This window comes from Draconibacterium sp. IB214405 (assembly GCF_033963885.1).
In the GTDB taxonomy this organism is placed as follows: domain Bacteria; phylum Bacteroidota; class Bacteroidia; order Bacteroidales; family Prolixibacteraceae; genus Draconibacterium.
The window spans coordinates 449,607-463,529 of the sequence record NZ_JAXBMA010000002.1; the positions used below are offsets into that span (position 1 = coordinate 449,607).

The 13,923-nt window shown below is 40.2% G+C and carries 12 protein-coding genes; 1 reads left to right on the forward strand and 11 read right to left on the reverse strand.

What is annotated here, in order from left to right:
* Positions 1-86 precede the first annotated feature (86 nt).
* The 11 genes from SLH46_RS08310 to SLH46_RS08360 all read right to left on the reverse strand — a co-directional run bounded on the left by SLH46_RS08310 (position 87) and on the right by SLH46_RS08360 (position 9,380).
* Entirely contained in the window at positions 87-719 is a 633-nt protein-coding gene (locus tag SLH46_RS08310) for an NAD(P)H-dependent oxidoreductase (RefSeq protein ID WP_320280705.1), read from the reverse strand.
* A 32-nt stretch (positions 720-751) separates the two neighbouring features.
* Positions 752-1,177, reverse strand: coding sequence for a MarR family winged helix-turn-helix transcriptional regulator (locus SLH46_RS08315; protein WP_320280706.1), 426 nt, complete (start codon positions 1,175-1,177; stop codon positions 752-754).
* A gap of 151 nt (positions 1,178-1,328) precedes the next feature.
* Positions 1,329-1,739 carry a YciI family protein gene (locus tag SLH46_RS08320; RefSeq protein ID WP_320280707.1) on the reverse strand — a complete coding sequence of 137 codons (411 nt, stop codon included), beginning with the start codon at positions 1,737-1,739 and terminating at the stop codon, positions 1,329-1,331.
* 25 nt (positions 1,740-1,764) lie between these two features.
* The gene (gene msrA, locus SLH46_RS08325; protein ID WP_320280708.1) at positions 1,765-2,307 is read right to left on the reverse strand and encodes a peptide-methionine (S)-S-oxide reductase MsrA; all 543 of its coding nucleotides are present in this window, start codon (positions 2,305-2,307) and stop codon (positions 1,765-1,767) included.
* Between the two features lie 47 nt (positions 2,308-2,354).
* Positions 2,355-2,651: a DUF6787 family protein gene (locus SLH46_RS08330; protein WP_320280709.1), complete on the reverse strand. Its 297-nt coding sequence runs from the start codon at positions 2,649-2,651 to the stop codon at positions 2,355-2,357.
* Between the two features lie 54 nt (positions 2,652-2,705).
* A complete protein-coding gene (locus tag SLH46_RS08335; protein WP_320280710.1) occupies positions 2,706-3,281 on the reverse strand; it encodes a hypothetical protein in 576 nt (191 codons plus the stop codon).
* A gap of 91 nt (positions 3,282-3,372) precedes the next feature.
* Complete coding sequence (locus tag SLH46_RS08340; RefSeq protein ID WP_320280711.1) at positions 3,373-4,641, reverse strand: metallophosphoesterase; 1,269 nt, start codon at positions 4,639-4,641, stop codon at positions 3,373-3,375.
* 138 nt (positions 4,642-4,779) lie between these two features.
* On the reverse strand, positions 4,780-5,511 hold the full coding sequence (gene rluF, locus SLH46_RS08345) for a 23S rRNA pseudouridine(2604) synthase RluF (RefSeq protein ID WP_320280712.1): 732 nt from the start codon (positions 5,509-5,511) through the stop codon (positions 4,780-4,782).
* A 21-nt stretch (positions 5,512-5,532) separates the two neighbouring features.
* Positions 5,533-6,969: a carbohydrate porin gene (locus tag SLH46_RS08350; protein ID WP_320280713.1), complete on the reverse strand. Its 1,437-nt coding sequence runs from the start codon at positions 6,967-6,969 to the stop codon at positions 5,533-5,535.
* A 105-nt stretch (positions 6,970-7,074) separates the two neighbouring features.
* Entirely contained in the window at positions 7,075-8,031 is a 957-nt protein-coding gene (locus SLH46_RS08355; protein WP_320280714.1) for a M23 family metallopeptidase, read from the reverse strand.
* 47 nt (positions 8,032-8,078) lie between these two features.
* Entirely contained in the window at positions 8,079-9,380 is a 1,302-nt protein-coding gene (locus SLH46_RS08360) for a pyridoxal phosphate-dependent aminotransferase (RefSeq protein WP_320280715.1), read from the reverse strand.
* Between the two features lie 311 nt (positions 9,381-9,691).
* On the opposite strand from SLH46_RS08360, the gene SLH46_RS08365 reads away from it, so the two are divergent.
* Positions 9,692-13,885, forward strand: a complete 4,194-nt coding sequence (locus SLH46_RS08365) for an endonuclease/exonuclease/phosphatase family protein (RefSeq protein ID WP_320280716.1) — start codon at positions 9,692-9,694, stop codon at positions 13,883-13,885.
* The last annotated feature ends 38 nt before the right edge of the window (positions 13,886-13,923 follow it).

Sequence of the window (13,923 nt, forward strand, 5' to 3'; positions counted from 1 at the left end):
GGATTTTCTCTTTTTAATGGAGTGAGAATAAAAAAGCCTGTTCCGGATAAGCGGAGCAGGCTTTTATTAAGTACGTTTTTATCGAATTAAAATTCCAATACAAATTCTTCTTTTGGGTTACGCACCTTTTTCATCGACGCTAACCAGTCGTTATCATTATCGCGATATCCCAGAGGAAGCATTGTTACACTTTTTAAACCTTTCGATTTTAAATCAAGCAATTCGTCTAACTCCTCGGTAGTAAAACCTTCCATTGGAGTACAATCTACTTTTTGCTCGGCGGCTTGTGCAATCGACAATCCAAAGCCAATATATGCCTGGCGTGCGGTATGAATAAAGTTTTCTTCAGCCGATTGTGGAAGATAAGCTGCCTTTAATTTGTCGGTGTACGAACCAAATCGACCGCGAGGTAAACCGCGTTCATCAGTGGTGCGATTATAAATCTCATCAATACGTTCTTCGGTATAACGATCCCAGGCTGCAAAAACCAACAGGTGCGAACACTCGGCAACAATTTCCTGTCCCCAAGCAATAGGAACGATTTTATCCTTTAATTCTTGGTCGGCGATTACTATTACACGAAACTGCTGCAATCCCGATGATGTTGGTGCAAGACGGGCTGCCTCAACAATTTTATCTACATCTTCCTGTGCTACTTTTTTCGTGGGGTCGTACTTTTTGGTGGCATATCTCCACTGTAAATTTTCTAATAATGACATTGTAAATTATTTATGACTTTAGTAATGAAGCCCTATTTGGCTCTGTTTAATATCTTTATCACTAATTCCTTGAGCTGTTTCAAATCTTCAGGTGTAATACCCATGGCTTCTACAACTTTTTGCGGAACCACAGCTGCTTTGGTCTGAAGTAGTTTTCCTTGCTCGGTCAGCGAAATTTCAACTACGCGCTCATCGTTGCTACTACGTTTGCGCGAAATCAAACCTTTTGCGGCCATTCGCTTTAATAAAGGGGTGATAGTTCCATTATCGAGATTTAATTTATCACCAATTTCATTCACCTGTTGCGGTTCATTTTCCCACAAAACCATCATAACCAGGTATTGTGGGTAGGTAATATCAATCTCATCAAGAATCGGGCGATACACGTTTACAATTTCACGCGATAAGGCGTAAACCGGAAAACATACCTGACTCTTTAATTTTAACTCATCATCCATTTATTAAAACTTTTGTCGCACAAATATAGTGTGAAATAAAATCGTGCACGATATAATAGTGTAAAATGAGATTGATTTCAGAAAAGATTAATATTCGAGAAATATTGCTAACTGAATATTTAGGGGAGTAGTTTTATAATGGCAAATGGAATTAGTTGATGACAGTACCTTTTGCGCCCCACCAATAAAAGGCTTCCATCTTCAAACGGCCTTTTTTAACAGCAGGATCTTCACCTTCGAGCTTTAGTGCTTCATCAACCGTTTCAACATCAAAAATGAGTAATCCACGATGATTGCCACCTTCTTCAAACGGACCGGCCACAACCAACTTTCCTTGTTCAGCCAGCATATTCAAATGGGCCATGTGTTGTGCCTGAATTTGTGCAGCCTCGGTAGAATCCTGGCTACGGTTTTCGCCCGAATTCAAGAGCATAAAAACATAACGTTTCATGGTGTAGGTGGTATCGCCTTCGGTGTACGAAAATTCGCGTTGATCTTGCGCGGAAACTACAACGTTAAATACAAAAGTGAAAAGGCAAAGGGCAAAAATTATTCTTTTCATAGCTGATAATTTGGTGAAACGCTGTTTATTTTTTCAACTGATCTTTAAATATCTTCCTGAATTTATCCAGTTTCGGAGCTACCACAAACTGGCAATATCCCTGCGTTTTATTTCGGGCAAAATAGTTAATGTGGTAATCCTCCGCAATGTAGAACTTTTCAAATTCAGTAACTTCGGTAACAATTGGCCGGCTGTAAACTTCTTCTTTTTCAAACAGGTCGATAACACGTTCTGCCACTTCTTTTTGTTCTTCGTTGTGGTAAAAAACAGCCGAACGGTATTGTGGGCCAACATCGTTGCCTTGTCTGTTTAACGTTGTTGGATCGTGTGTCATAAAAAACACTTCCAGAATTTCGGAGAAGCTAACTACTTCAGGATCGAAAGTAATTTGCACCACTTCGGCATGGCCCGTTGTTCCATCGCAAACCTGCTTGTAGGTCGGATTTTTTACATGTCCTCCGCTGTAACCCGGTTTTACATCAACAACTCCTTTTAACTCCAGGTAAACGGCTTCGGTACACCAAAAACATCCTCCGCCAAGTGTGGCTTTTTGCAAATCTTTACTCATACAATTGCTAGAATAAATTAATAACGTGAATATAAGTGCTAACGTTTTCATTTCTTATTGGGGATAAATCGGGAAAAGGTTTTCTTCTCAAATTCCCAGGCAAACCTGAATTGTCCAAGAACTGATGCAATTAGTAAAAACAGCACCTGGTAAGCCGGAACCACAGTTACAATATACAGCGGAACTTTTATCCAAAGGCTGGTTGTTTCGGTTATACCCACAAGGTCGAAAACTCCTTTGCGCACGTACAGCGCAGCACTTCCGGTTATGGAAAATACAAATAGAATTATTAAAACCTGGAAATTACTGGTCAGGTTCCATTTCTTTTTTAGTCGTTCAAACATTATCTAACTTTTGCTACTATTAACAAAAGAGTAGAATGTATGTTTTGTAATACACTAAATAATGTGTGTTTGAAAAATGATGTAGCCATAAACAGCAAATCGTAAGAAGCGGAAAAGGGCGTACTTTAAATAACGTTTTGACGGGTATCCGGCCGAGCCAACCAGTAAACTTACGGCCGCCCAGGGAATAGGAGTGAGGGCCGCCACAATTATAAGAAACAGACCGTATTTTTTCAGTAAGGGCCACTGTTCTTTCAGCAAAGTATTTCTGAAACGTTTAAACCCATCGCGGTTATAGAAAAAACGGCCAATCAGAAATGTCAGGTAGCCCATAAAATAGGAGACCGTCGCAAAAAACGCCAGGTTCATAAAATAGTGTGCCAGCGTATCCTTGTTAATTGCCCAAATCATAAAAAGTTCGGGTGGAATAATACCAAAGAAAAATTCGGAGAAACAGTAGGTGGCATAAACCAACATAGGTTTGGCATAAACTTTTTCAACCCATTCGTCGGGAGCACGCGATATTACAAATTCTTTGAAAAGCAGGTAGGCGCCCAGGATAACAAGCAGCCAAACAAAACCCTTCAATCCATTTCTTAGAAGAAATTGTATACGCGGACTTAACTTCATAGTTGATTTAGTTTATGCGGCAATGTACAATAAATTGCAGACATATGTGCGACACACAAGGGCAATGTTTTGTCTACGGAAAGATTTCTTTTTAAGCTAATTCTACCACTGTAATTTCCGGAGGCATACCAATTCTACCCGGAAAACCAATGTATCCAAATCCACGGTTTACATATAGAAATTGTTTTTTCTCGCGGTATAAACCTCCCCATCGCGGGTATTTATATTGCACCGGACTCCATTTAATTCCGGCACGTTCAATACCAAATTGCATACCATGTGTATGTCCCGAAAAAGTTAAATCGATGTCGGTGGTCTTAAGCACTTTTTCGTCCCAGTGCGACGGATCGTGGCTCATTAATATTTTAAAGGATTGATCTTGTGCTTTTTCGGCAGCTTTTTGCAAATCGCCATGCTGCGGGAAGGGTGGTTTGCCCCAGTTTTCAACACCGATAAGTGCAATTTCTTCGCCGTTAATGTTTAAAGTCTCGGTTTCATTCAGTAACAAGCGGAAACCAATTTTCTGATGGAACTTTTTAATGGCAGCCAGGTTTTTCTCTTTGGCCGCCGGAGATTCCCACTCCGAATAATCGCCATAATCGTGATTTCCAAGCACTGAATATTTTCCGATTTTGGCTTTCAGTTGCGATAAAACTGATTCCCAACCTTCTGTTTCTTCAGCAAAATTATTTACCAGATCGCCGGTAAACAAAAGGATATCCGGCTCCTGTTCGTTGATCAGTTCTACTGCTTTTGCAACCTGGTCGAATTTCTTGTTAAAACTGCCCAGGTGCATGTCCGAAATCTGAACAATTTTTAATCCACGAAATGATTTTGGCAACTTCTCGAAATGCAAATTTTCGCGCATTACGCGGTAGTTAAATTTACCTTTGGTTACTCCATAAAGAATCGATGCAAACGGAACAGCTGCCAAAACCAGTCCCATTTGATATAAAAACTCTGCTCTCTCCATTTTCCTCCCCGAATTATTTGGTGCTAATTCTTTTTTTCTTTTTCCTTTTATCCAGCTGAAAATCTTCTGAAAAATCAGTTGAATATCTTTAAGTAATACAAATACAATAAATACAAACTTCGGAAAATAGAACAACGCAAATGTTACTACCAGGTAGCCGACATAAATATATGCGTCGGACTGTTTCACATGTTCTATCCCGAACATAAAAAGGCAAAATCCGGCAAAAACAAAAACGGAGATTGCCCAGAACACGATGTTTAAGGATTGTTTTAGATATTTATTTCTGAGTTTTGCGAGTAGCGGTTTTATGCCACGGAAGGTGTAAACATCAACCAATAGCATAAAAATAAAAAGTGGTATTAATAAAAAAATACTCGCTCTCATACAATTACCTCATCGTTTTAACTCGTTGCAAATAAACACTTTTAATCTTGAAATGTTTTTGTTTGGGTGACCAAATTAATCACAAAAAAACTTAAATTTTACAAGCAGATAATTGGCAGAATAGGATGGGAACCTTGTTTAATCTTCTGAAGCTTCTTCTGTTTTTATGGAATTGGCAACCAATAGGTTAATTTCGTTCAATTCATCAGAGGTAAAAAGGCGGTATTCTCCACGTTTTAAATTTCCGAGTTTGATATTCATGATACGAACACGTTTCAGACGGGTAACTTCGTAACCCAGGTGCGTGCACATTCTTCTGATTTGACGGTTCAATCCTTGGGTCAGTATTATTTTAAAAGTAAAATCGTTGATTCGATCCACCCGGCATTTTTTTGTAACGGTATCTAAAATTGGAACTCCATTACTCATTTGACGGATAAAAGCCTGGGTGATTTTACGGTTTACGTTAACGATGTATTCTTTTTCGTGATTGTTCCCGGCACGAAGAATTTTATTGACAATATCGCCGTCGTTGGTCATAAAAATCAGCCCTTCGCTGGGTTTGTCGAGGCGGCCGATTGGAAATATCCGCTCGGGGAAATTGATAAAATCAACGATGTTGTCTTTTTTGCTGGTGTCGGTGGTGCAGGTAATTCCGACGGGTTTATGAAAAGCGAGGTAAATATTCGAAACCTCTTTGGTGATTTGTTGACCGTCAACTTCAATACGGTCGGCTGTGGTCACCTGAACACCAAGTCCGGCTACTTCGCCATTTACTTTAACCTTACCGCTTTCAATTAGTCGGTCGGCTTCGCGGCGCGAACAAAAGCCGGTTTCCGAAATAGCTTTATTTAATCGTTTGCTTTCCATCCGGATGCAAAAGTAGAAAATCTACAGCCACCATTCGGCTTTTACACCCAAATAATGTCCCCATTTTTGTTTGCCTACAAATTGTAAATAGGGCGAATACAGGTTCTCACTGGCTGCATCGTTATAATGTGCCAACGAGAAAATAAACCTGAAATGTGGTCTAACTCCTGTATTTTTTTCACCTGTAGGAGCAAAGGTTGGCGCCAGACTGAATTTTTGGTAACTGTACTTCGGATCCTCTCCATCTTTGCGTTGCGAAAAGTGAAACTCGGTTAACAGATGAAACTTATCAGTAATGTAGTGAACATCCCGAAAACCAAAAGTAATGTCTTGTTTGTAATTATATACCTCGCGGCCCCAATAGGTTTTTGCCATTCCTTTAGTGTTGGCTGCTCCTTTACTTTGTGTAAAAATGAGGTAGGCATTTAAATTATTTTTCTTACTGATGTCAAGCTTTATTTCATCAACAAGCGATAACGAATAGGCACCGGAATAATCGAGTCTGTCAAGATCGGGGGCGCCAAAAGTAGCCCAGGTTTTTGAATGACCTCCGTCGCCACCATTTGCTATATCTGTTCCGTAACGAACCGCCAGGGTATTGTATGCGTTGTTGCCAAGCGAAGGCAAATCTGTTAGTAATTTAAGGCCGTACACAAAACCATGGTCGGCCGAGTAGTTCAGGTTAACGTCTAAACTGTCGGTGTAGATCGTTGGAATTGGGTCGCTATTTGTTCCTCCCATCCGATGAAATTCAAATAAAGCGGTAAGCTTATTTTGCTCTGTTAGCTGAAAATCGTGTTCCAGCACAAGGACATTTCGCTGACGCAATGCGATGTTAGCCACGCCGTTGCCAATATTCAAATAAAAATAGGGTGGAACATCGGATGTGGTATCCGTAGAGGAGACAAAAATTGAGGCAAAACGTGTGTTTTTATACTCAATACCAAATCCTTGACCCGAATGGTCATCAAAGAAAAAATGGTCGGCAATGTGCACTTCGCCTTTACGGTACAAACGGGCTCCAATCCAAATACTCAGGTCTTTTCCGTTAATATTGCTGGCCTCTGCATAAATTTCGGGCATGGCAATCGTTAAGCCGCCCAAACTGCTTGTTGATGAATTTCCGAAAAGCGACAAACTTTTGGAATAAACGGCAAAACGTGTCTGTACTTTTATTTTGGTTTGATCGTTCTCGTTAAACGGTTTAAAATGAAACGTAGGAACCAGCTCCAGATAATCCTGTTCTTCAAGACGCCCACCAATACTTCCCATGTTGTTCAGATTGAGTCGCCGGCCAATCGATCCGCCATTATCGTAATTCCAGTCAACTCCAACTCGTCCGTAAGTATCTATACTAAATCCGGTTTTGTCTCCTTGTTCGATATAGTTAAGCTGTGCCTGAGAAATGAAAGGTAGCACAAAAAGGATGCAGAAAATAAAAATTAATCGACGTATCATAAGCAGGCAGTGTTTACTATAAAAAGATAGCATAGTTTTGTATTAAAAGTTACAACACTTATCAGTATAAATCAATACTCACTATTTTAACGTGCGAAAGATTGGCTATTCGCTATCCGGTAAATTAATTTCGCCCTTTTTAAGTTGTCGTAATTCTTTTTTCGAGAACTCTTTTAAAATTATTTCTTCGTTTACCAGACCTGTGTACGATTCACCATTTTCGAGCGATTGCATCCCTGATTCTGTTAGAAAATGAGGTTCTACGTAGGAGTAGTATTGAAATTTATCATTCAGTTTATCTTGTCTGTTCTTCGACACCGGTATTTCATCCAGGTAAAAGATTTTAAAACGTAATTGTGCAGTTTCTTTATCATATTGTGCTAAAACGCCCAAAGGGCTGTGGGGATAAACAGTTTCTCCTTCTTTTACCCATATCTCATTTCCTTTAAATCCTGAATATTCGGCAAGTGTTCCATCCGGATGTTCGATGGTAATCTTGTTAATGGTACTCTGATATAATACTGTAAAATCGGTTTTGTATTCGTTATCATCCTCGATTTTTACGACAGTACCTTTTCTGGCGGAATAAACGGTATCGCCCGGATTGGCTACAAACTGATAGGCATGCCAGTTTTTTGGACTTTCTGCCCCAAAATACTTACTGTTGAGGTAGCTCATAAATCTTACTTTAACCGGTTTTCCGCAGCTAAGCGGGAGCAAGTAACTGAAAGCAGGATCAAATTTGGGATCCAGTTCTCCACGTATATACCAGGTCCGGTAGGTGCAGTTAATAGGACGATTGTTATTAATTGGTTTTACCTGAAGAAAATCTCTGTTAGCTACATCGATGTTTCCCTTATACCCGCTGGAATAGGCATTTTCAAGATCCGTAAACCAAAGTTCCAAGTAGTAGGTGCCAAATTCATTTTTTGCACAACTAAAGCTCATACTCTTATCTTCATTTCGTTCGGAAGTAACCTGAATAACTCTTTCTTGTGACCAAATTGCAGTTTGGGAAAAAATGCATGCGATTAATAGTGCTAGTTGTACTTTAGTGTTCATTTTGAATGGGTATTTTGCACTAAAGATAATAAAAGTACTGTAAGATACTAAAGCGCATCAAGCCAGTCTTCCATCTTAGCTATCGCATAAAGAATTTTACTACAATATTTTTTTAGGAATTCTTCTGTTAAAGGCAAATTTTTGTACTCATTCATCGCTGCTTTTAAAACTGTTTCGCCCTCAAAATCAACATAGGCAATTCGTGCAGTCAGTTCTTCGGGTTGGCGGCCAAATTCCATTCCCGGAAGAAAAGCAACACCGGTATCGCGTAGAATCGCCTCGCACAGTTCAAATGATGTTAAAATACCTTTTGCAGCTAATTTTTCGCGGTAAACACTAAAATTCGGGAAAAGGTAAAAACCTCCTTTTGGAGTGGGAACAGTAATGCGCTTTGCCCGTAATCGATTGGCAAAATAGTTACCCAACGATTTTAAAATACGGCGCGAATGATGCAGGTATTCATTAATTTCCGGATGATCTTCGAAAGCCGTAACTGCCGCATATTGTATAGGTGCACTGGTAGAAGTAAAGGTTTCACTTGCAACGGTTGCCATGGCCTTCTGCAGCCACTTTAAATTCGATGGAAATGTAAATGTTCCAAGACGCCAGCCACCGGCCCCTGCCCATTTACTTAAACCGCTGCTAACAATGGTGCCTTCGGGGTAATATCTTGCAATTGAAACATGGTCTCCGTTATGGTCTAATAAGCTGTATATCTCATCCGAAATAAGTATGATATTGTACTTGCGTGCTACTTTGGCTAATTTTTTCAACCAGGCTTCAGAATAAGTTGCCCCGGTAGGATTTGATGGGTAATTAAGAATAACAACTCGCGGGCGATCCGGATCAGAACGACAAATCAGGTCCAGTTTTTCCGGGCTGAGTTTCCACTCGCTTTCTTCGGAGGTCGGAACCCAATTTACGTGGCGGCCGGCAATTCTGGCTTGTGGCGAATAAGACACCCAGCTTGGTGTGGGAATGATCAGTTCTCCATAGTAAACGAGTTGAAGAATAAAGATAAGCTCTTTAGAACCGGGGCCGATCATTATATCGTCAGCCGTGCATTCCAATCCTTGATGACGGTAATTAAACTCAGCGATAGCTTCGCGCAGTTTTAGCAATCCCATTACCGGCAGATAATCTTTCTGATGAGCATTATGGCGCAATGCTTCCTGTACTATTTCCGGCACAGGAAACGGAGACTGACCAAGCCCAAGCTTATAAACAGTTTCTCCCTTTTGGATAAGGTCGTTGCTTCTTTCGTTAATCAGCAGTGTTGCCGACTGGCTTAACCCTCTAACGTTTAAGTTCAGATTTACAAAATGTCTGCTTTTAAGTCTTTTTTCCATCTTGCTGTTATTTTTAATTGATGATCAATTTCAATATGATAGCAAATATATTGCATGGGTTTCAAAAAGACATTGGAAGGAGTGTTTATGTGGAAATATGATTGATATTTTAATATTCTGTTGATATTTGATATGGCTTTGTGTGATTTGTTAGAAATGTGTTGATATAAACTGGAATACGATGCAAACAAAGAGACTATGTTTTGGTTATCATAAAATTGATGTTTAGTTCACCTTTTATTAACGTGTTTCATTAGATCAGAGTGGTTATTAATTTAGAATTTGTACAGAATTTAAAACAGAATAATAATATGAAATTAAATCTACCTTTTCTTGGGGTCTTGTTTGCCCTTCTATTATCCATTAACACTGGATACGCACAAAGTATTTTTATTAATGAAATCCATTATGACAACGCTAGTACTGATTCCGGTGAAGCCATTGAAATTGCCGGACCAGCTGGAACGGATTTAACAGGCTGGAGTATTGTTTTGTATAATGGTAGTAATGGTGCCAGTTATACCACTACTGCTTTATCTGGTACAATTCCTGATGAAGGAAACGGATATGGGACAGTTTCAGTGTCGTATCCTTCCAATGGTATTCAGAATGGAGCTCCAGATGGAATTGTATTATACGATGGAACAACGGTTGTTCAGTTCTTAAGTTATGAAGGAACATTTGATGCAACTGATGGTCCTGCATTAGGATTGACGAGCATGGATATTGGAGTTGTTGAAAGTTCTTCCACTCCAGTAGGTAACTCATTACAGTTAACTGGCGATGGAACTGAATACGATGATTTTACCTGGCAGGCGGAAGTTGCGAGTACATTTGGACTTGTAAATACAGGACAAACTTTTTCAGGTACGCCTACTCCACCTGTAGTTTTTATCAACGAAATACATTACGATAATGCCAGTACTGATGAAGGCGAAGCCATTGAATTAGCCGGAGAAGCAGGAACCGATCTTGTTGATTGGTCAATTGTACTTTATAACGGAAGCAATGGTACCGCCTACAGTACATATACTTTTCCCAGTACAATAATTCCCGATGAAGGAGCAGGATACGGAGCTGTTTCTGTCGATATCAGTGGAATTCAAAATGGTGCTCCTGATGGAATTGCTCTTGTGGATAACAATGGCAATGTAATCCAGTTTTTAAGTTATGAAGGGTCATTCGAAGCAACTGATGGTCCTGCCTTAGGACTAACAAGCGAGGATATAGGAGTTGTTGAAGGTAGTTCGACACCTGTTGGAAATTCGATGCAGTTAACAGGTGTGGGAACACAATATTCTGATTTTACATGGGTTGCTGAGATAACAAGTAGTTTTGGTAATATTAATGCCGACCAGACATTTGGCGATCCTGTTCCTGAAATAGGTGTAGTATTTATCAACGAAATACATTACGATAATGCCAGCACTGATACAGGAGAAGCTATTGAATTAGCAGGAGAAGAAGGAACTGATTTAACAGGTTGGAGTCTGGTTTTATATAATGGTAATGGAGGTGCTGCTTATAACACTGTTTCATTAAGTGGAATAATTCCTGATCAGGATGGCGGATACGGTACTCTAAGTTTTGCTATCTCCGGTATTCAAAATGGAGCTCCTGATGGTATTGCTTTGGTGGATGTTCTTGGAAATGTGGTTCAGTTTTTAAGTTACGAAGGCTCGTTTACTGCTGTTGGTGGAGCTGCCGACGGAATGACAAGTGAAGATATTGGCGTTGAAGAAGGAAGTGCTACTCCTGCAGGTTATTCTTTGCAATTAACCGGAGAGGGAACAAGCTATACTGACTTTACCTGGCAGGAAGCAACTACCAGCAGTTTCGGTAGCGTTAACACCGATCAGTTTTTCAGTACGCCAATTCCTGATGTGTTTGTTAACGAAATTCATTACGATAATGACGGCACCGATTCCGATGAAGGTATTGAAGTTGCCGGACCGGCAGGAACTGATTTAACTGGCTGGAGCCTGGTTTTATATAACGGTAATGGAGGCGGATCATACGGAACAACAGCTTTAAGCGGAATCATTCCTGATCAGGATAATGGTTATGGAACTGTTTCCTTTTCTATTTCTGGCATTCAAAATGGTGCTCCCGATGGAATTGCCCTGATAGAACCAGCAGGAAGTGTAGTTCAGTTTTTAAGTTATGAGGGTACATTTACCGCAAATGACGGTGCAGCTTCAGGTGTTGAAAGTGAAGATATTGGAGTTTCGGAATCAGGTTCAACAGCAGTTGGTCAGTCGTTACAACTTACAGGTACAGGAACAACTTACAGTGATTTTTCATGGGCCACCCCTATGACGAATACATTTGGAGCTGTCAATACTAATCAATCTTTCGGAGAGGTAACTCCACCGGTTGATGAAGTAATTTCTATAGCCGATGCACGTGCCGCGGCCGAAGGATCAACGGTAACTGTTAGCGGAATTTTAACCGTTTCCGACCAGTTTAAAGGAGCTGCCTACATGCAGGATACCAGCGCCGGAATTGCCGTTTACGATACCCAGGTTCATGGCGATGGATTGTTCCAGATTGGCGATTCGATCACGCTTACCGGTACAGTAGTGGTATACAATGGCCTTATTGAAATCAGTTCGTTAAGTTCTGTAGTTGGTCACGGGCCGGCTACCAATCCTGTTGAGCCGGTAGTTGTAACTTTGGCCGAAATGGCATCATATCCTTCCGAACTTGTAACAGTTCTTGACGCTTCCTTTCTAATCCCGGGCGACATCCTTTTTGGAAACTCAAATTATGAATTGACGGATGGATCGGGAAGCGGAGAAATGCGCCTCGATGCCGATGTTGAAGACCTGGTGGGATTAGCTCAACCATCTGTTTGTGAAGTTACCGGTGTTGTTGGCCAGTATAACGATATCTATCAATTAATGCCTCGCATGAAGGATGATTTACCATGCGCAACCAAGTTTACTACCGACGATGGTTTAGGAATTTCAAAAGAAACTACCCTGGATATTGCCACCTGGAACATCGAATGGTTTGGCGATTCGGGGTCAAACTCTCCGGCAGATGATCAAACTCAAAAAGATAGTGTTAAAGCAGTACTTCTCGCTTTGTATGCTGATATTATAGGAGTTGAAGAAATTTCTGATGATGATTTGTTCGCCCAGCTGGTTGCTGAACTCCCCGGATACAATTTCATTTTATCCGATGCAACATCATATCCCGACGGTGATGGAGATAAACAAAAAGTTGGATTTATTTATAAAACAGCAACAGTTAGTCCGGTTTCAACAAAAGTATTATTGGCAAGCGTACATCCGTATTATAACGGTGGCGATGCATCGATGCTGGGTGATTTCCCGGATGAGGATAAAACACGGTTTTATGCCAGTGGACGTTTGCCATTTATGTTAACGGCCAATGTAACTATTGAAGGTGTTACTCAGCAAATTTCTTTTATCGACCTGCATGCGCGGGCAAATACTTCTCCATATCAAAGTAAATACGACATGCGTAAATACGATGTTGAAGCACTAAAAGATACTCTGGATATGTATTACGCTGATCAAAATATTGTAATGGTGGGCGATTACAACGACGATGTAGATGAAACGGTTGCAGATGTTTCTTCAATAATTTCTACATACCAGGCGTATGTTGACGATGCCGCCAACTATTCATTTCCAACTCGTGCATTGAGTGATGCTAACTACCGTTCGTATGCTTTTTATCCGAATATGATTGACCATGTAATGTTGAGCGATGAGTTGTTTTCAAACTATATTGATGGTTCGGCGAAAGTGCATTACGAATTTTACGACAGCGATTATACCAGTACAACTTCTGACCATTTTCCGGTTTCGGTACGGTTGAAAATGAATCTGGAAATGACTTTGTCTGACGACCAGGTAGTTTATCCAGCCTATCCTGATTCAGCTTGTGCAACGCTGTCTGTTGTGGATATTAATGCAGGTGATGGAACTTATTCGTACGAATGGAGCACCGGAGAAACTACCGAATCGATATTTGTTTGCCCGGAAGAAGAAACAGTTTATTATCTCACTGTAAAATATGGAGCTGACTATTCTGTAACTGATTCGGTTGTTGTTGCAGTTGAAGATGTAAGTTGTACAACAGGCAAAGGCACTGATAAAGTAGAGATTTGTTTTCAAGGGAAATCGTTATGCGTTGCTATTAATGCAGTGGATGAACACTTGAAAAACGGAGCAACCCTAGGTTCATGTTCTGAAGAGAATGTGGTTTTGACAGATTTGGAACTCTCCAGGATTTACCCAAATCCGTTCGAGGATAATTTTACCATAGAATTTACCAGTACTGAACAAACAAAAGCGACCCTTGCACTTTATTCTGAGACTTCAACTCTTGTATTCTCTGAAAAAATAAAAGTTCACGAAGGATACAATATCGCAAGTTTCGAGACTTCAGGATTGGTAACAGGTTCGTATATTCTTTTGATAACAGGAGATGACTTTGAACCGATTTCAGTTTCTTTGATAAAAAATTAGTGTATAACTATAAAAGCATAAAAAAACTGGTGGTTTTT

Bases quoted from the DNA above. Each gene is read 5' to 3' on its own strand.
- SLH46_RS08310 (WP_320280705.1), bottom strand. From the start codon at position 719: ATGTCATTATTAGAAAATTTACAGTGGAGATATGCCACCAAAAAGTAC.
- SLH46_RS08315 (WP_320280706.1), bottom strand. From the start codon at position 1,177: ATGGATGATGAGTTAAAATTAAAGAGTCAGGTATGTTTTCCGGTTTAC.
- SLH46_RS08320 (WP_320280707.1), bottom strand. From the start codon at position 1,739: ATGAAAAGAATAATTTTTGCCCTTTGCCTTTTCACTTTTGTATTTAAC.
- msrA (WP_320280708.1), bottom strand. From the start codon at position 2,307: ATGAGTAAAGATTTGCAAAAAGCCACACTTGGCGGAGGATGTTTTTGG.
- SLH46_RS08330 (WP_320280709.1), bottom strand. From the start codon at position 2,651: ATGTTTGAACGACTAAAAAAGAAATGGAACCTGACCAGTAATTTCCAG.
- SLH46_RS08335 (WP_320280710.1), bottom strand. From the start codon at position 3,281: ATGAAGTTAAGTCCGCGTATACAATTTCTTCTAAGAAATGGATTGAAG.
- SLH46_RS08340 (WP_320280711.1), bottom strand. From the start codon at position 4,641: ATGAGAGCGAGTATTTTTTTATTAATACCACTTTTTATTTTTATGCTA.
- rluF (WP_320280712.1), bottom strand. From the start codon at position 5,511: ATGGAAAGCAAACGATTAAATAAAGCTATTTCGGAAACCGGCTTTTGT.
- SLH46_RS08350 (WP_320280713.1), bottom strand. From the start codon at position 6,969: ATGATACGTCGATTAATTTTTATTTTCTGCATCCTTTTTGTGCTACCT.
- SLH46_RS08355 (WP_320280714.1), bottom strand. From the start codon at position 8,031: ATGAACACTAAAGTACAACTAGCACTATTAATCGCATGCATTTTTTCC.
- SLH46_RS08360 (WP_320280715.1), bottom strand. From the start codon at position 9,380: ATGGAAAAAAGACTTAAAAGCAGACATTTTGTAAATCTGAACTTAAAC.
- SLH46_RS08365 (WP_320280716.1), top strand. From the start codon at position 9,692: ATGAAATTAAATCTACCTTTTCTTGGGGTCTTGTTTGCCCTTCTATTA.